The organism is Tundrisphaera lichenicola (genome assembly GCF_051175385.1).
GTDB classification, from domain to species: Bacteria; Planctomycetota; Planctomycetia; order Isosphaerales; family Isosphaeraceae; genus Tundrisphaera; species Tundrisphaera lichenicola.
In genome coordinates this window covers 3,056,404-3,075,052 of sequence record NZ_CP195106.1, presented here as the reverse complement: position 1 = coordinate 3,075,052, position 18,649 = coordinate 3,056,404, and the positions used below count along the sequence as shown (strand labels likewise).

Genomic DNA, 18,649 nt, shown 5'->3' with positions numbered 1-18,649 from the left:
GATCTGGCCGATTCTGAAGGTCGCCTTGACAAACCGGATCGTGACGCCTGTAGGCCGCTCCGCTATGCTGAACCGATCCTGGAATCACACCCCCGACGCCGAGCCCCACCCATGACGCGCAATACCCCGGCCTGGCTGGTCCTGATGATCTCGATCGTCGCCGCTTCGTCGAGTCCCGCCGGCGACTTCCCGGAGGTCATCGACACCGAGACGGAGATCAAACCCGTGATGCCTGCCGACCTTGCGGCTTCGGGGTTTCGGGTCCCCGAGGGGTTCCGGGTCGGGATCTTCGCCGCCGAGCCCGAGGTCCGCAACCCGATCGCGATGGCCTGGGACTCCCGAGGGCGACTCTGGATCGCCGAGAACTATACCTACGCCGAGCGGTCGGCCCGCTTCGACCTCCGGCACCGCGACCGTGTCCTGATCTTCGAGGACGCCGACTCCGACGGCAAACCCGAGCGACGGACCGTCTTCACCGACGAGGTCCAGATGCTCACCAGCGTCGAGGTCGGACTCGGGGGAGCCTGGCTCTTCTGCCCGCCGCAAGTCCTCTTCGTTCCCGATGCCGACGGCGACGACCGGCCCGACGGCCCGGCCGAGGTCGTGCTGGACGGGTTCACGGTGCCCGCCGAGAATTACCACAATTTCGCCAACGGTCTCAGATGGGGACCCGACGGCTGGCTCTACGGGCGATGCGGCGCCTCGGCCCCCGGCCGGATCGGTCGGCCCGGCACGCCCGATGAGGACCGAGTTCCCCTGATGGGCGGACTCTGGCGATTCCACCCGAAGACCAAGCGTTTCGAGGCCCTGGTCTCCGGGACCACCAACCCCTGGGGCCACGACTGGAACGCCGTCGGCGAGGCCTTCTTCATCAACACCGTGAACGGCCATCTCTGGCACGCCGTCGCCGGGATGCACCTGGTCCGCCCCCACACGATCGACCCCAATCCTCGCGCCTATCTCGCGATCGACCAGCACGCCGACCATGTCCACTGGGACAGCTCCAAAGGCTGGGCCGACTCGAGGAATCCCAGCCCCGAGCATGACCGACGAGGGGGAGGACACGCCCACAGCGGCGTCATGATCTACGCCGGCGATCGGTGGCCCGACCAGGATCGGGGTAAGCTATTCACCCTCAACTTCCACGGTCGGCGGGCCAACGTCGAGCGGCTCGAACGCTCGGGGAGCGGGTACGTCGGCCGCCACGATCCCGACCGTTTCTTCGCCGCCGATCCCCAGTTTCGCGGGATTGATCTGGGTTCCGGCCCCGACGGCAACGTCTTCGTCCTCGACTGGAACGACTCGGGCGAGTGCCACGAGAGTACCGGGGTCGTCCGGACCTCGGGCCGGATCTTCAAGTTCTCCTACGGCGATCCGAAGCATGCCCCGATCGGCGACCTCGCCAAGCTGGGTGTCGCCGCCCTGGTCGACCTCCACCGCCATCCCAATGACTGGTACGTCCGGATGGCCCGCCGACAGCTTGCCGACCGACTGGCCCGGGGCGATCAGCTCGAAGGGGCCGCCGAGGGCTTGAAGTTGATCCTCGAAGGGGACCCCGACCCGATCCGGAAGCTCCGGTCGCTCTGGTCGCTCCACGTCATCGGGAAGACTGATGTGGAACTTCTCCAACCGCTCCTCCATCACGATCATGAGTCGATCCGAGCCTGGGCGATCCGACTGCTGACCGACGACTCGCCCCTGGACACCGTGATGAGCCGTAGGCCCGGCCCGGACGCTGGTCCGGGCCCCGAACTTCTTGGTGAGTTCGCCCGGATGGCCCGCGAGGACGACTCGGGCCTGGTCCGGCTGATCCTGTCCTCGACCCTCCAGCGGCTCCCGGTCGCGGATCGCCCCGCGCTGGCCGAGCCCCTCCTGGCCCGGTCGGAGGATGCCTCCGACCACAATCAACCATTGATGATCTGGTACGGACTGATCCCGGTCGCCGACGCCGATCCCTCGACCCTGGCGCGGCTCGGCTCGAACTGTACCTTGCCCACAACCCGACGCCTGATCGCCCGGAGACTGGCCGAGGACCTCGAGCGGAACCCTGGGCCGATCGACGACCTCCTGAGCCGGTCCGCGTCCGGTGATGACCCGGCCTTGAGGCTTGATGTGCTTCGAGGGCTGGCCGAGGGGCTCCTCGGCTGGCGGAAGGCCCGGAAGCCCGCTTCCTGGACCGCCTTCGCGGACAGGGTGGGCACGAGCCGGGAGCCTTCGGACCTGGAACAGCTCCGCGACCTGAACGTCCTCTTCGGCGACGGCCGGGCCCTGGATGGCCTGAAGCGATTGGCCCTCGACGACAAGGCGGATCTGGAATCCCGACGGTCGGCCCTCCGGGGGTTGATCGAGGCCCGACCGGCCGACCTCCGATCGATCTGCGAGAAGCTGGTCCGCGTCCGGTTCCTGAACGCCACCGCCGCCGGGGGGCTGACCCTCTTCGACGATCCGGAGATCGGCAAGACCCTGGCCGCGAACTACCGGAGCTTCCACCCGTCGGAACGATCCGCCTTGATCGACGCCCTGGCCTCACGCCCGGCCTTCGCCCGATCCTTGCTCGATCAGGTTGCCGGCGGCGCGATCCCCCGGGGGGACATCTCGGCCTTCCAGGCCCGCCAGATCCGGAGTCTGGGCGACCCGTCGCTCTCGAAGCAACTGGCCGAGACCTGGGGCGAACTCCGAGACTCGGCCGCTGACAAACGACGGGCGATGGAGCGGCTCAAGGCCCAGCTCACGACCGAGACCCTTGAGGCGGCCAACCTGGGCCGAGGTCGAACCCTTTTCAACAAGACCTGCGCCTCGTGCCACAAGCTCTACGGCCACGGCGGCGCGATCGGCCCCGACCTGACCGGCTCGGGGCGCGATAACCTCGATTATCTCCTGGAAAACATGGTCGACCCCAGCGCCGTGGTCAACGCCGACTTCCGGATGTCGGTCGTCTCGATGGGCGATGGCCGGGTCCTCAACGGTCTGGTCCGCTCCCGATCCGACCGGACAATCACCCTACAGTCGCCGACCGAAGCCTTCGTCCTGGAGCGGGGCGAGGTCGAACGAATCGATCCCTCGCCGCTCTCGATCATGCCCGAAGGGCAGCTCGATGCACTCTCCAGAGATGAGGTCCGCGACCTGATCGCCTACCTGAAGCACCCCACCCAGGTGCCACTTCCCGAGGAGAAGGAGTAACCATCAGCCTTCGAGGAAGTGACGGTCGATCCGGTTATTCTGGAGCCGGTTTCCAGTCGGCGCCCTTGGCACTCTCCGCCGCGACTGCGGAGGGTTCGGGGGTGATGTCGATCACCGTCCCCACCGGTACCAGGGGGAGGGTGAACTCGCCGTTCCCCAGGTCGACAACCTCGTCGGGGAACTTCGCCTTGAGGGCCGAGAAATCCTCGTGCGATAGCCCGGTCTTCGCGCCATCGATGACCTTTCCATTGTTGACGAATGTGGTGGCTACGGTGTAATGGGCGACGACTAGGGGCTTGTCGGCGGGGAGCCAGGCTCCCCCCTGGACGACCCAGCGAGATACGTCGCGTGGCAGGAATGCGGCCATCTGCATTAGTCCTTGTCGTAGTCCGTCGTGACGAAAGAAATCCGATCGAGGCGAGATTCTAGCGGACGGATTTGGTGCGGACCACGCGGAACCCATTCATCGGGTTCCTGGTGTCCTGGTAGATGTTCGGGAAGGCGGAATGGCGATCGACCTCGCGAGGTGGGCTCCAACCGAACCAGGTCCCGCGGAGATCGGCGGTATGGCGGCCGTCGGAATCGATTGGCGCCCGGGCCTCGCACCATTCCTGGATGTTTCCGAGCGTGTCGAAGAGGCCGAAGTCATTGGGGATCTTGCCGGCGACCGGTCGGGCCCCGAGTTCCGGGCTCAGTCTCGTCCAGGCATAGCGATCGAGGAGGAGGTCGGAGTCGCCGAAATATCGGCGGGTTCGGGTCCCGGCCGAACAGAACGAGTCGAACTCCGGCCCGGTTGGCAGGCGGAACCCGGCGAGGTCGAGATGCCCGGTCTTCGGCAGGATGGCGGGCACCTCGTTCCCCGAGCCCTCGTAGCAAATCTGCCCCGGGTCGATCCCTTCCTGCTTCGTGATCCAGTTGCAGAATTCCATCGCGTCGATGCATGAAACTCCATTGATCGGGCACGATTTCTCCGGGCTGAACTCCTTGCTGTATTCGGCATCGGGCCGGAATCGTCGATACATCTCGACCGTGATCTCGGCATCGGAGACCTCGATCACGCGACCGAGGGCCGGGTCCTCCACGGTGACGAACGTCAGGCCCTCGCGACTGATCCGCCACCGAAATCGAGCGTCGTCGGCCCGAGTGCCCTTGAGCTCCTCGTCGATCTTCGATCGGTCGACCGCGAGTCCCCACCGCCCGAGCATCCACTTGGCGGAGCCGTGGACTCCCGAATCGGGATCGTCGCGGTACAGTTTCAGGAGCCGCATCCTGGTCGCATCCCTCAGCCTGGGGGGCCATTCGCCCGCCGGGACCGCTTCGAGGGCCTGGATGATGGCGGCTCGGGCGGGGTCGCTCGTCGAAGGGTCGTCCAGTCGGGCGATCAGACGAGCAGGGTCAACGCCGGCCGGCCCGATCGCCCCGATGAAGAACGAGCGGGCCTGCGGGTCGGGGGAATACTCCAGGATTGACCATTCGGGGTCGGTCTGACCCAGGATGATCCGGATGCACTCGGCGTTGGCCCGCCTGCGATCGGCCTCGAACGTCGAGGGAGGATCGATCGGCGGGATCGTCCCCCTTTTCTCCACGAGTCGGGATTCCAGTGCCTCGGCGATCCGGCCCCTCAGGAGGGGCGCCAGGATCCTGAGCTGGTCGGGTTCTCCGTCCAGGCATCGGTCGAGGGCATGGGTCTTGCAATCCTCGCGGATCGGGGCCAGCGCCAGCGCGGCGGCGAGTTTCTGGGCGGGGTCCCCGTCGGCGTAGAGCCGGCCGAGTCGATCGACGACCGAACGATCCGAGAGGTCGAGCCGAGGGACGATCTCGATTAGGTCGACCAGGCGTGCCGATTCGAGCCGCCCGATCAGGGAATCGACCTCGATTCTCCGGATCCCGAACCAGGCCGAGGCGGCGATGAGGAGGATCACCAGGGCCGAGGCGATCAGGGTTGAGGTGACCCGATGAGATCGGACCCAGGAGGACGCCCGTCTCCAGAATGGGGACCGTCGCGCCCGGATCGGGGTGCCATTCCAGAACCGGCCCAGGTCTTCGGCCAGCGACCCGGCCGAGGCATATCGGCTCGACGGATCCTTGGCCATCGCCTTGAGCACGATGGTCTCCAGGTCGCGCGGGATCGAGCGGTTGAGCCGACGGGGGGGCCTCGGCTCCTCCTCGGCGATCCGGCGGAGGATCAAGGCCCGGTCGTCGCCGCCGAAGGCCGGCCGGAGCGTCAATAGCTCGTAGAGCGTCGCCCCCAGCGAATAGACGTCGGTCCGCTGGTCGACCGAGATTCGTCGGCCCAGGGCCTGCTCGGGGCTCATGTAGCGGAGCGTGCCGATCAGGTCTCCCGTCCGGGTCAGCTCGCTGTCGCCCCGGAGCCTGGCCAGACCGAAATCGGTGATCCAGAGGTTCCCCCGGCCGTCGACCAGCAGGTTGGCGGGCTTGACGTCCCGGTGAAGAACCCCTTCGAGGTGGGCATGGTGCAGCGCCTCGGCCGCCTGGATGCCCAGCCGGGCGACGGTCCGGAAGTAGGCCCGGTCGCTTCCCGAGGACCTCCGACCCGTCGAAGGTCCGATGCCCTCCGCTTCGACTCGGGCCGGGGGAGGATCGATCGCCGCCGAGTTGTCCGTCGCCTTCCCCGGAGATTCGTCGGGGCCGAGCCGTCCCGACGCCATCTCGTAAGCCAGCGTCGAGGCCAACACGTCGTCACTCTCTTCGTCGACCGGAGCTTCGCCCTCGTCGACGATGGGGCCGAGCGGATCGAGCTTGCGGAGTTCGCGGACCACCGAGGCGAGGCTGCGGCCTTCGATCAATTTCATGACATAGTAGGGCACTCCGCGTTCCCGGCCGACTGCGTAGATCGGGACGATATGCTCGTGATCGAGGCTGGCCGCAGCCTGGGCTTCGACCTCGAATCGGCGGATCTGTCGGGGGTCCAGCGCCGAGGCGGCCGGCAGGATCTTCAGGGCGACCCGACGCCCGCCGAGCGAGAGCTGGCGGGCCTCGTAGACGATTCCCATCCCGCCCCGGCCCAATTCGCGGACCAGTTGGAAGTCGCCGAGGATCCCCAACGCCGGCTCCGCGTCCGGTGTCCGACCCTTGCCGGCATCTGTCGGCTTCGAGCTTCCCAACGAGGCCATGAGCTCGATGGTCGGGATCAGGCGTCGGAGCATCTCAGCACGATCCGGGTAGGCCTGGGCGATCTCCTCGATGTCGATCGCATCGCCGGCCCGGATCCGATCGGCCAGCCCGGCAGCCCAGTCGATCAGGAATGGGTCGAGGGAAACGTCCGGTTGCTCGCCTCCATCGTCGGCCGGCCCGTCGACGTCACCTCGGGTCGTTCCCATCCATCACCTCGCGGACCCGCACCAGAGCGCGGAAGTGTCGGACCTTGGCGGCGTTCTCGGTGATCCCCAGGGTGCTGGCAATCTCGGCGAAGCCGAGATCCCCCAGGTAGCGGAGCACCAGGACTTGTCGGTCGGCCTCCGAGAGTCGATCCAGCGCCTCGAGTAGTTGCCGGTGAGTTTCCTCTCGAATGATCCTCCCGCATGCGCTGGTATCGTGAGAAATCAAGCGATCGGCCAGGAGCCAATCCGAACCGGAGCCCGTCGGTCGCCCTTCGTGCCTCTCGCGTCTCGGTGTCCGACACTGGGCGAGGGCCTTTCGGCGAGCTTGCAGGATCTTCTCCTCGGCCAGGCGGCGGAGCCAGGGGTAGAACGGGATCGGGCGGTCTCTCGTGTAAGTCGCCAACTTGTGCCAGGCATCGGCAAAGGCCTCCTGGAGGATATCGGACGGATCCTGACGGACCGCGATCCGAGAATCCAGGCGACCGGCGACCATCCGACGGAGGCTCGGCCGGTACCGATCCAGGAGCCGGCCCAGCGCCGCCTGGTCGCCCGCCACCGCCGTGTGGAGCAGGGCGGTGGTGTCCGGATCTTCGGTGGAATCGGTCACGATCACCTCCCCCTCTCGATCCAATCCTGCCGGGCGGGCCGGGATGGTTACAAGATTCCCGGATGAATTCGCGATCGAACCATCTATAACCTCTCGGACTCCGGAACGGGAGCCGTTATCCCGTTGATTTCCCCCGAATCCGGGGGAGCGATGTAACGGAAGCCGACCGGCCGGCAGGATCGACCCCAGGCCAAACGATGTCGGTCTGGCTTGCCGGTTGTGCGAAGGGTCTCGAGGGCAGTGGGGCGGTCGCCATCGGGCGTTCCCCCCCCGACCAGACCCTGGCCAACATTTTCACGGGTTGTTCCGCCGACGCTGCCGGACCAACCCGTTTTCTCCGCCCCGCGAGCCCATACCCCCGCCCCTCGTCGGCCGACCGGGGATGGCGGCATTGTCGGGGGCTGATCGCTTTTTCCCACCCAATCGAGAGGATGGAGGAAACCTCCCATGAGTTGCACCCAACGACGACCCCGACGGACCTGGAAACCTTCGGGAGAATCGCTCGATCGACGAGAGCTCCTATCGACCTCCGCGGGGGCGGCCCTGGTCGCCCTGGCCACCCCCACCAGCAATGACAGCCGCTCTGGGGCGACCAATCTCGGGACCATCAAGGGGACCAAGACCTTCGATGGTTCGGTGGGAGGGACCGACCCGAGGGACTATTACAAATTCGTGGCGGGTCGAGGACAGTTCCAGATCCGCCTCACGAATCTGCGGGATGACCTCGACTTCGAACTGCTCAGGAGCGACGGGAGCCGGATCGGGGCGGTGGAGGACAACGCCGGGACCAGGTCGGAGCTGAAGACGACCAATCTGGCCGGCGGCACCTACTTCGTGAAGATCTTCCCCGCCACGAGCGGGGCTCGGAGCGATTACAGGCTGAGCGTGAAGCAGGTTTCCGGCAGCCCCGCTTCCGGTGGAGGGGGGACCAGCAACGCCAATCCGACGGCCTCGGAAATCCTCAGGGCGATCAAGCCGCTGATCAATGCCGCCTTGCCGGGGATCCAGCGAGCGGCCGAGCAGGAGATCGTGAACACCCCGGCGCAGGATATCGGCGGTGGTTCGGTCAAGATCGAGTCGGCTTCGGTTCGCCTGACGAACCTTCGGGTTTCCGGGAGCCAGGTGCTCATCGACGTCGGGATCGGCGGGGCTGTTCGCGCCAAGGGTAGTCGGGACATCTCCGTCTCCACGCCTTTCGGCAAGAAGAAAATCGGCTCGGTCAGCGGCGAGGCTCGGGCGAAGTTCTCCGGCGGGGCGACGATCGGCATCTCGTTCGGCGGGGGCCATCTCTCGGCCAAGGTGATCCGGTCGCAGCGGGCGAACCTCACCGATATCCGAGTCGACCGGATCAGCGGACTGGGCGGATCGGCCGCCCGGGCGCTGGGCGACTTCCTGGTCCAGGCGGTCGATCGGTTCGGCCCGGAGGTCCGCGTTCGGGTCGAGCAGGAGATTCGCGTGGCGATCACCAACCGATTGAACGGAGTGCTGGCCCAGGTCCGGTTGTGAAGATCGCCAGTCTTCGACGAGTCGAGGAGGAAGTCTCAACTCAGAATGACGACCTCCTCGCCCCGGCTCTCTGATGCGGGTCGGGGCGTCGAGATTCCTCCGTCCCATCCGGAGTGCTCTCGGTCGCGTCGCGCCCTCATCGCCGACGCCGATTCATGGCATCGCGCTTGATCCCTCGCCAGTATTGATCGACCAGGATCGCGAAGAGGTCGTCACGCTCGCCGGGCTTCGTGAGATCCTGGCCCGACTTGACGATGGCGAGGTAGGCCACGCACATCTCGTCGGTCGAGGCCGGGCCGAACTTGACGAGCCGGGGCGGTTGGTGGGGGTTGGCCGGCCGATCGGTGTTGTCGAACCGGCCGACGACGTGGATCGTCGAGCCCTTGGGGAGAGGAATCGGGGTCTCGAACGTATAGGTCCCTTGCCAGTCGGGATCCCAGTCGGGGATGTGGATCAGGTCGATCGACCGGCCATCTGGGTATGTGGCCGTGACCTTCATGTCGCGTCCCAGTTGGTGCATGTGAGGCGCGATGGCCAGGAGGTCGACCCCGACGGGGACGAACCACCTCGCCTTGACCTTGATGTCCGGCTCTCCTGCGGGCAGTCGGATCTTGTCGGTCATCACGCCCTTCCACTGGAGGGTCTGGCGGACCGACTTCTTCGAGAAATAGAGGCCGATCCGGGTCCGGTCGACCGCGGGCTTGCCGCCGGGATGATAGTGGATCTGGAGGATCACGTCGGCCTTTCGTGGGAGCGATCGGCCCACGCCCTCGGGCAGGTGCGACGCCTCGTTGCCGGGTGCCCAGCCGCCGAGGTCCCCCACGATATCGACCCCCGCGCCCGAGTACGAGTCATACCCAGGGCCCGGGTCGGCCGAATCGCGGGCTCGCCCCGCCCCGGCGGTCTCGATGAAGGCCATCAGGTGATGGACCACCCGGCGATTGCCCGGACGGTACTCGACGGCCGAGATGTAGACGTCGGTCGGGAGGTCGGTCGGGATCACGAAGCATCGATGAATATCGGGGCCGCTGGCGGGGATCGCGAAGTCTTCGAGTGGTTCGAGGACGAGGTCGGGGGTGCCCAGGGTCCACCCTTCGCCGAACGGTCGGGCCGGGGCGAGGTCGCGATCCTCGCCGGCCGGGGAACCCGCGGCGACCCACTTGGTGATGGTGGCCACTTCTTGCGTGCTGAGAGCCCGGTCATGCCGGAGCTTCGGGCCGAATCCCGAGGCCGGCTTCCAGGGCGGCATCCGCCGGTCCGTGATCACCTCGACGAGGTCTTCCGCACGCTTCCGGGCTTGCTCGTAGGTATCCAGCGGGAAAGGCCCGACCTGATCGCGTCGATGACATTCCTGGCATCTGGCACGCAGAATCGGGGCGACGTCCCGGGTGTATGTGGGGGTCTCGGCCTTCTCCTCGGCCCATCCGGGGGATGACCCCAGGGCGCAGGCCAGGGCCGCCCGCGCGATTGCAATCCTCATCCCGCTCGTCCTTCGCGAAAGGGGACGACGGACCTGGCAAAGGCCCCGAGGGGAGGGGCCTGAGGTTCGTCGGCGACATCGACTCGTTCGCTCGGGGCGTTCGTCCGGTCTCGGGAGATCGCGGTGAGGCCGGGCGCGAGCGGCCGGGGAAGGCCGCCGAGAAGGGTCGATCTCACGATAGCACGAGGCCGACCCGGGCGACAAGGATCGGGGGCGACGAAAGCCGATGAGTGTGATTAGTCGTTGATTCTTTGTCGATGTTTCGACGGCTCGATGAAAAATCGGGTAATCGACAGGTCAATCGGCCCCTTCTCGGCCCGCTCGTGGAAGAGTACGACTTCCTTGATCTGGGCCAGTCCGGGCGTGGCCGGCAAGGGGACGCGGATCTCGGCCTCGCCGCTCCCGGTATCGGCCAGCCGGGCGAAGATCTGGCGGGTGATCAGGCCGGGATGCGACTTCTGGGGCTTGAGGTCGATCGTGAGCGGGTCGATGGCGCCGCTCGAACGGTAACGGAGAGTCAGGACACCTCCGGAAAGGTTCACGCCTTTCGGGTCGGGCGTGACGAAGGCGATCCCGAGCTGGGTCAGGTCTTCTCCCCTGGCCCGGAACGCCCCCTCTTCCTTGCCCGACCGGAGTTCGCTCCCCTTGGCGGTCCAGGCGTAGGTCGAGGTCGGGCCTGACAGCAAGTCGGCACCGGCTCCCGGCTCGAAGAAGGCGGAGAGCTTCGGGCCGAGTCCCTTCGCGTCGAGATAGCGAAGCATGTCGTCCGAACCCTGGCCGATCAGGCCGAGGAGCAGGGCCAGCGTGTGCGCGGTGGTCTGGAACTCGATCGGTTTCTTGTGGTCGACGTTATACCCTTCCCAGGGGCCATGGTCGGTGATCAGGCCGGAGATGACCGGCCACTGGGCGGCCAGGAACGTCTCGACCCTGGCGGGCTCGACCGAGTAGGCCGCGCCCAGGGTGTAGAGCGAGGCGGCGTCGGTGATCCGAGGGCGAGGGCTGACGGTGATCTCGGGGATGCCGACGCTCCCGGTGTACTGGGTCCCGTCTCCGGTGTACGACTCGGAGAGGAACCCGGGGAGACCCTTGCGGGTGGCGAAGTCCACTTCGATTTCGACCATGTTCGTCAGGAGGCTGCGCCAGCTCGGTCGGTTCGACTCGTCCAGGCTCAGGCCGAGCCCGAAACCCTGGAAGGCCGAGCCCTCCCAGGGGGCGAGCACATACAACTCGCGACCATCCGCGGTTCGATAAGGTTTCATCTTGAAACCGAGGTTGGCGATCGCGTCGGTCGGCAGGTCATACCGGGCGGCGACGAAGGTGGCGGGCCCGCGGAACTCGTTGACGAGGTAGTCCATGTGCCCGATCACGCGAGCCCCCTGGAGGTCGTCCCAGCCGAAGAGGCGGTCGCGGGTCGCGTCCCAGCCGAAGTAGAACAGGCCCCCCTCGCGGTCGTAGAGCCGGGAATAGCCGGGCTGCTGGGCTTCGAGGAACTGTTCGAGCTGATCGCGGATCGCGGCGATCCCGGGCTGGTCCCTGACCTCGGGCGTGAGCAGCGCCCCGATCGTCCTGGCCGCCGAGGCCGAGAGGTTGGAGTTGTCGCCGAAGATCAGCATCACCACGCGAGCGTCGAGGATCGCCAGGGCTTTCTGGCGGGTCGCCTCGTCGCGAAATGGGGCGAGCGGGCCTTCGAAATGTTCGTAGCCGTATTTCGCCCCACGAGTGATGTCTGCCTCCTGCCCGTCCTTCCGGGGGACCAGCCATCCTGCCTCGACGAGGGCCTTCCAGAGCGCTTCGCCCCTGGCGGGTCCGAAAGTATCCGCGAATTTGGATTTGTCGACGTTGGAGGCCAGCGGCCCCAGCCGCTTGCCGGTGGCCAGGTCGAGGAAGTTGCCGAGCAGCCCCTCGGCCGCGAGCGTCGGGTCTTGCTGGTCCTGCCGGAGCGTCTTGACGAGGTGGGCGAGCTGGGCACTGGCCTCCTCGCGCGAGAGGTGGGGAGTGTCGGCCCGACCGGCGGCGACGTTGGCGAGCACCTCCATGTAAAGGCCGATCGCGGTGAGCTGGGTGAACGACCGGAGGAACAACCCACGCTTGGGGTCCTGGTTCCAACCCTCGACGGGATATCCCGAGGCCGGGTCGACCAGTTGATTCGCGGGGGCGATGTAGCGGAGTGTCCCTTCCAGGAGGGCCCGCGCGTGGGTGTGCTCGGGCGGTAGGGTCGGGAAGCCGTCCGGGTCGGGCTTCGACCCGGCCAGAGCCGTCCCGCCGATCCCGGATGCCAGGGCCGCGAGCCACGCCCAGATCCGCGCGGCGAACCGCCGCGTTCTCTTCGATCGGAGATGCATTGGTTGTCCCCTCGCTGAAACGAACGGCGCTCGGATCGCACCTTCTGGCTATCCTCTCCCCGAGGGAGAGGGAGTCATGGCGTGTTCATGAGTTGTCGCTATTGGGTTGGGCAGGGGGCTCACCGAAACATCTCGCTCGACCCGGACCTCGCCCAGTTCGGCGGCGGCTTCGGGTTGGGTCGGGGGCACGACCCGGCCTTCGACGAGTCGGTAGCCCAGGACGCCCTCGATCGCCTGGCGGAACATCCAGCCGGCGGCCCCCGTGTATCCGTTCCAGATCATCCTGCCGGGGTCGAAGGTGGTTACCATATCGGCCGCCTGCTGGTTGGGCTGGCCCCCGTAGATCTCGATCTGGTCCGGCCCGGAGTGGCCGATCGCGGCGATCTTTTTCCAGAGTCGATACGCGGCCTCGCGATAGCGTTGGGCTTCGTCCATGCGTCCCTGACTCGCGGCCTGATCGGCCAGGATCCGTGCTGCCCCGACGAGCCACTGGACCCCGTGGCAGTACATCCCGTTCTCGCGGACCCCTTCGGGATACGAACTGCTCCGTCCGAGATACGGCTTGGTGTCCTCGCGGAGCGGGGGCCAGCCCAGAAGAATCGTGTCCTCCTTTTCCAGGACCCGCAGGGCGGTCTCGAAGACGGTCCGCCCTCGGCCGGGGTTGATCCCGGCCATCACGGCCCAGGCGGCGGTCAGGGCGTCGATCTCCCAGATCCCGCTGTCCTTGACGCCGATCTCGATCCCGTCGTCGTTGATGGCTCGAAGATAGCGATCATCCCGCCAGGTTGATTCGAGGGCTTCGCCCAGGTTCCGGAGCCGTTCGAGATAGTGGTCCTGGCGGGCGTCCCCCTCTCGCTTGCCGACGATCGGGGCCATCCGTTCCAGGATGTAGTACAGGAAGAAGCCGAGCCAGACGCTCTCGCCTCGCCCTTCGCTGCCGATCTCGTCGAGCCCGTCGTTCCAGTCGCCGGTGCCCATCAGGGGGAGCCCGTGGGCCCCCATCCTCCGATCGAGCACGAGGTCGATCGCGCGGAGGCAATGGCGGTAGATGGTGTCTTCGCGGGTGGATCGGAGCGGGTCGAACCCCATCCCCGCCTTGCCCTCGGGCAGTGGCGGGAAGGGGAGTTCGGATTCGAGATAGGGCGTCCGCTCGTCGAGCAGGGTGAGGTCGCCGGTCGCCCCGACGTAATCGACCACGCCCCAGCAGAGCCAGAGGAGGTTGTCCGAGGCGTGCGTCCGCGCCGCGAAACCGGTCCGGCCGTCCTGGAGTCGGTGGAACCAGTGGACCACGTCCCCTTCGAGGAACTGCTGCGAGGCGTGCAGGATGATCTGCTTCCGGGCCAAGGCTGGGTCCATCCAGAGTAGATTGACCGAGTCCTGCAACTGGTCGCGGAAGCCGAAGGCCCCGCTCGCCTGGTAGAACCCCCGGCGGGCCCAGATCCGCTCGGCCAGGGCCTGATACTTGAGCCAGTCGAGGTAGTGATCGAACTCGGGGTGGTCGGTCTGGACCCGGACGGTGTCCATCAGGTCGAGCCACCATCGGCGGGTCTCGTCGAGGCTCACCGAGGCGGACTTGACGTTGGCGTACTTGCGGATAACCGCCTCGGCCCGGGCCCGATCGTCGGCCTGGCCGAGGACCACCACGATCGAGGATTCGCCGTGCGCCGGGACTTCGATCTTGGACAGGAAACCGGCAATCGGTCGGTCGTCCTCGGGCTGGTCGGAGCTATGGTGCCCACTCTCCACGAAGTTGGGACGCGCGACATCTCGCCCCGGGCCGAAGAACCAGCCTCGGAGCTTGACGGAATGTTCGAACCGGGGGGACATGGCGACGAAGGCCGGCCCGGTCCGGAAGGTGTTCCGCGGGTTTTCGTAGAATACGGCATGCGTCTTCGGATCGTAGTCGACCTCCAGCGGCCCGGAGTATTCGGGCTGGTTGGCCAGGACGATCTGGAAGTAGGAGGCGACCCGCATCCGGCGCGGCGACGGGCCGTGATTCGTCACCTTCAACAGATAGAGGCCCGCCGGTTCGTCGGGCGGGACGAAGATCGTCAACTCCGTCTCGATCTCACCCTTGCTCATGTGATAGACGGCCGTGCCGTCGACCGCGTAATCGACCTCGCACGTCGCTGAGGGGTCATTCAGGGGCTGGTAGGTCGGCGAGAACCATTCCTTGGCGTCGACATCGTAGAGGTAGAACGCCTCGGGCGGGACCTCGCGAGTCACGATGTCGGACCAGTCGGGCGTGATCCGGTTCTGCTGGGCATTGACGCTGGACGTCGTCTGCAAGCCCCGATTGGTGACGTTCACGACGTGCCCCAGCGCGTTGGACATCGTGTGGTCGAACGGTCGAGGCGTGAACGGGGTCCGGACCCTCATCGTTCGCCCGTCGTCGGAGAACTCGACGTAGGGCAGGGGGGTGCCGGGCGGGATCTCTCCGTGACCGATCGAGTGACGCTCCTTCCGGCGTCGATCGGTCGGGTGTGATTCGGCCCCGGGGATCGTCAGGTACTTCGCGACCAGTTCGACCGCCCGTGCCTTGTCCGCGACGAGGCCGATCAGGAGCCGTACCTTCGACGACCCGCGGGCCGGCACGACCATCGGCAAGAGGAGGCTGCCGATGGGGTCGAAGGTGGGGTGGGCATCGGTGTCCTGATGCCCGGAGAATGCCAGGGTCTCCAGCGCCCTCGGCGACCGGAGGCTCCTGGCCCGGCCGATGAAGTCGACGCGTGAGGTCAGGAACCCTTCGGGCTTGATGCTCGAGGCCAGCACGCCCATCGCCCTGGCGTGTTTGTCCCAGGCGAGGACCGCGTGGAGGCCCGAGGCGTACTCCATCTCGGCGAACAGGCGGTTGTACTGGGTGTGCCCCCGGTCGGAGTCGGGCTTGTTCAGGACCCATTCGAGGTAGGGCACCACGTGGATCGGCCGGGGCGAGTCGGACGAGTTCTCGACCGTAACCTCCCAGACCTCCGCCGGGTCGTCGAGCCCCGCGACCTTGATCTCGACCGAGGCCCGGAGCCCGTCGGTTTCCCGGTGGATCGTCAGGGCATCATCCACCCGCCCGAACGAGGGAACTCCCGCCCGGCCTCCCGGGAAGTTGCCGACCACCGGCCAGGACCCCGACTCGTCGACGACGAAGAGGGCGCGACCGGCAGGGTCGAGCCCATCGTAAGAGCGTCGAGAGACGTCGTAGCCTTTCGCCAGGGACTGGGCGACGACCTGGCCAGTCGAGTCGAGCCCGACCTCGTACCCGGTGTTCCGGATCGACCACCTTGTCGGTCCCTTGGGACCCATCCGGGTCCCGATCAGCCGGACGATCGAGAATAGGGCCGTGAAGGCCAGGACCGAACCGATCAGGATCAGGACTTGCTGGAGGGTCGGCAAGGCGGCGACGGTCGCCATCAATCCCGCCTCGTCGCGCTGGATCGCCTGAGACTTGCTCCAGGCGTCGTCCCAGTCGGTCCCTCGGGGGATGTAGAACGGGATGAGCAGGGGGGCCCAGGTGGTGAACCGCTTGACGCCTTCGGGGATGCATCGGGCGGTCGCGGCCGGGGCCAGGAACCGGGCCAGCCGCGAGTCGAGCCGGTCCATCCCCAGGAAGCTCAGGTTGACCAGCGTGGCGACCCTCAGGCCCATGTGATCGACCCAGATCAGGACGCGAATCAGGTCGTAGGCCAGGAGATAGGTGAAGACCTGGAGGCTCCAGGCCCGGAAGGCCCCGGGGGTGCTGGTGAGGTCGTGGTAGGTGGCGAAGACGGTCCGGATCGCGCCGTCCTGGTTGTACCAGGTGGGGTCTCCCATCGGCCGGAGGAACGATTCGATGATGGGCGCCATCCAGAGGCCCCACCGGAAGACCTGGATCATGTTCTCGGTCAGGCTGACCATCCCGGCCCGGGAGAACAAGGCCCGGATCGGGGTCGACTCGCGCTGGAGGAAGGCCGCCAGGAAGGTCCGATTGATCGCGAAGAGCCAGGCCGGGACCGCCCAGGAGATCACCCCCCGCAATGCCTCGTCGAACAGCAGCTTGACCCCGCCGGTCTGCGTTCCGAGGTCGATGTACCCCCACTTCGAGAGCAGCGGTCGGGCGTCGAAGTGCTCGGCGGCCGTGTTCACGGCCAGATATCGGTGGAACTTGGCCACCACCACCTGTACCTGGGCCGCGTCGAAGTAGAACCCGATCGCCGCCCCGATGAAGCCGCCGAGGAGCCCCTGGACGGCATAATAGCGAGGCGTCTGGACCCGCCCGCGGCCTCGGGAAGCCTCGAAGGTGTCGGCCAGCCAGTCGACCCCAGCGAATGCGGCGAACCCGAAGCCGAACCCGAACGCCGATCGACCACCGATCGACCACGCCGAAACCTCCAAGGCGATCCCCAGTCCCAGGCCCAGGCCGACCACGGCCCCTCGGGCGTACAGGAGCGGATTCGCGTAGCTCCGGGCGACCCGCCGGAAGAAGCCCTGGCTGCCGTCGAAGGTCTCGAAGATCGTCTTAATCATCGGAAACGCCAGGGCACCAAACAGGACCGCCGACAGCACGGTGAATCGTTGAGCCAACGCCCAGAGACCGGGGACCGTCGACAGGGCTCCCAGGCCATAGAGGATCGCCATGAACGTCCCGGCGTAGACGACGCCCTTCTTCGCGCCGAGCCAGGGATTTCCGAGCGCCGAGGCCCGGGTAGGCGCCCCACCCCGGATGGCGTCCATCAAGAGGCCGGTGATCAGGTAGACTTCGGCCCAGAGCCCCGCCTGCGAGAACGCGGTCATCACGACCGCCGCAATCCAACGGCCCCAGGGGCCCAGCGAGGCCACCAACTCGCCCGAACCGTAGTCCGCCAGGTGGGGAGCCCCGGCCGCCGCGACCGCCACGGCCAGGAGTCCAAGATGGCCCCGGATCGACCTCAAGGCCGTCCGCTTCGTCGCCAGGCCCAGGCCCAGCGCGACCACCTCGTTGAACCCGAACAAAACCGCCGATCGCCCGAGGAAACCCAGGACCTCGGGCCAGTCGGCCAGGCTCCCGAAGGTGAGGAATCCCCCGAGTTCGCGGACCAGGCCGACCGTCGAGAGCAGGACCAGCGAACCGATCGCATAGGGTGTCCCGACGATCAGGCCGCCCGAGATCGGCCCGAGATGCCGCCCCGAGATCGCCAGCCGGGCTGCATTGGCCGCCTGGTATATCACCACCCCGACCCCGCCGACGAACTGGCTCAACAGCAGCAAATCGGCCCAGGAGCCCGGCGCCTGGAGGATCGCCAGGGGGCTCGCGGATGCCGCGAACAGGCCGGTCGCCAGCGCGTCTCGGAAGGCTTCCAGCGGCGTCAGCATCCGACCGGTCAGGCCCACCGACCACCAGGCGGCCACGCCCGCCCCCGCCAGGGCCAGGCCCATCGAGGCCCAGCCCGACTCGGCCCCCTTACCCCCGAGGTCGAAGACCGCGATCCCCAGCCCGACGATCAGGACCGTCCCAACCCCCTGGACCAGGTCTCGCAACGCCCCTTCGGCCTTCGGGACGGATCGAAGGCCCATCCCGAGGAGGAAGGCCAGGAGCGCCGCCAGGGTGCTGGCCAAAATTACCCCGCCGATCCGGGCGATCGGCGACTCGCCGAGCTTCCGGAGCCAGGGGAGGGGCTCGAACCGGATGGCGAGGGCAATCGAGCCGTTCGCGACCTCGGCGTCTCCGGTTCGGCTGACGGCGACGACGACTTCGCCGATCTCGCCGACCTTCGACCACTCGACCGGATGCTCGGATCGGGCCCAGTCGGGGCCGAGGACCAGGGGAATCCGTTGGGTCCCCGCGGCCCCCTTGATCTCCAGGACAGCCTCGACTTGCCGGGCGGCCTCGGCGGGAGAAATCTTGGCGGCCATCTCGACGACGTCGATTCCCTTCGCGTCGAGCCCCGCCGGGAACGCCTTCGCCCAGACCCCGGCGGCCGTCCCCCGGGGCAGGGTGAAGTCGAGTTTCAGGGCCTCCTGGCCCTCGTCCGGGCCGGCCACTCGTCCGACGACCGCCTGTCCGGTCCCCACGTTGAACACGCCCGACTGGGTCGCGTCCGTGAGCCGGATCGGCGGGGTCTCCGCCCTTGATGGGGTCGCGGCCGGCGTCATCAGCAGGATCGCCAGGACCAGCGATCGGCGGAGGGCCTGTCTAATCGGCCCCTCGAGTCGTTCCTTGACCACGTGACAACCCTCCATCAGGGAT

Annotated in this window: 8 protein-coding genes; 2 read left to right on the top strand and 6 right to left on the bottom strand. The window is 67.2% G+C overall.

Translation table 11 applies throughout. From position 1 onward, the window contains the following. Nucleotides 1–111 precede the first annotated feature (111 nt). Complete coding sequence (locus P12x_RS12140) at nucleotides 112–3,180, top strand: PVC-type heme-binding CxxCH protein (RefSeq protein ID WP_435011130.1); 3,069 nt, start codon at nucleotides 112–114, stop codon at nucleotides 3,178–3,180. A 34-nt stretch (nucleotides 3,181–3,214) separates the two neighbouring features. On the opposite strand, the gene P12x_RS12135 is transcribed toward P12x_RS12140, so the two are convergent. From P12x_RS12135 to P12x_RS12125, 3 genes are read right to left on the bottom strand one after another with little or no spacing between them, the layout of a single operon-like run. Next, a complete protein-coding gene (locus P12x_RS12135; protein WP_435011129.1) occupies nucleotides 3,215–3,547 on the bottom strand; it encodes a hypothetical protein in 333 nt (110 codons plus the stop codon). 58 nt (nucleotides 3,548–3,605) lie between these two features. Further along, nucleotides 3,606–6,521 carry a protein kinase domain-containing protein gene (locus P12x_RS12130; RefSeq protein WP_435011128.1) on the bottom strand — a complete coding sequence of 972 codons (2,916 nt, stop codon included), beginning with the start codon at nucleotides 6,519–6,521 and terminating at the stop codon, nucleotides 3,606–3,608. After that, nucleotides 6,502–7,128, bottom strand: coding sequence for a sigma-70 family RNA polymerase sigma factor (locus P12x_RS12125; RefSeq protein ID WP_435011127.1), 627 nt, complete (start codon nucleotides 7,126–7,128; stop codon nucleotides 6,502–6,504). Before P12x_RS12125 ends, P12x_RS12130 begins: the two co-directional genes overlap by 20 nt. A gap of 447 nt (nucleotides 7,129–7,575) precedes the next feature. On the opposite strand from P12x_RS12125, the gene P12x_RS12120 reads away from it, so the two are divergent. Beyond that, nucleotides 7,576–8,634 carry a PPC domain-containing protein gene (locus P12x_RS12120; protein ID WP_435011126.1) on the top strand — a complete coding sequence of 353 codons (1,059 nt, stop codon included), beginning with the start codon at nucleotides 7,576–7,578 and terminating at the stop codon, nucleotides 8,632–8,634. Between the two features lie 136 nt (nucleotides 8,635–8,770). Here the strand turns inward: P12x_RS12120 and P12x_RS12115 are convergent, their stop codons facing one another. The 3 genes from P12x_RS12115 to P12x_RS12105 all read right to left on the bottom strand — a co-directional run bounded on the left by P12x_RS12115 (nucleotide 8,771) and on the right by P12x_RS12105 (nucleotide 18,627). After that, nucleotides 8,771–10,114, bottom strand: coding sequence for a hypothetical protein (locus P12x_RS12115; RefSeq protein WP_435011125.1), 1,344 nt, complete (start codon nucleotides 10,112–10,114; stop codon nucleotides 8,771–8,773). 236 nt (nucleotides 10,115–10,350) lie between these two features. Continuing rightward, nucleotides 10,351–12,456, bottom strand: coding sequence for a hypothetical protein (locus P12x_RS12110; RefSeq protein WP_435011124.1), 2,106 nt, complete (start codon nucleotides 12,454–12,456; stop codon nucleotides 10,351–10,353). Between the two features lie 48 nt (nucleotides 12,457–12,504). Further along, nucleotides 12,505–18,627 (bottom strand): GH36-type glycosyl hydrolase domain-containing protein, encoded by a 6,123-nt coding sequence (locus P12x_RS12105; RefSeq protein ID WP_435011123.1) that lies wholly within the window; start codon nucleotides 18,625–18,627, stop codon nucleotides 12,505–12,507. Nucleotides 18,628–18,649 lie beyond the last annotated feature (22 nt).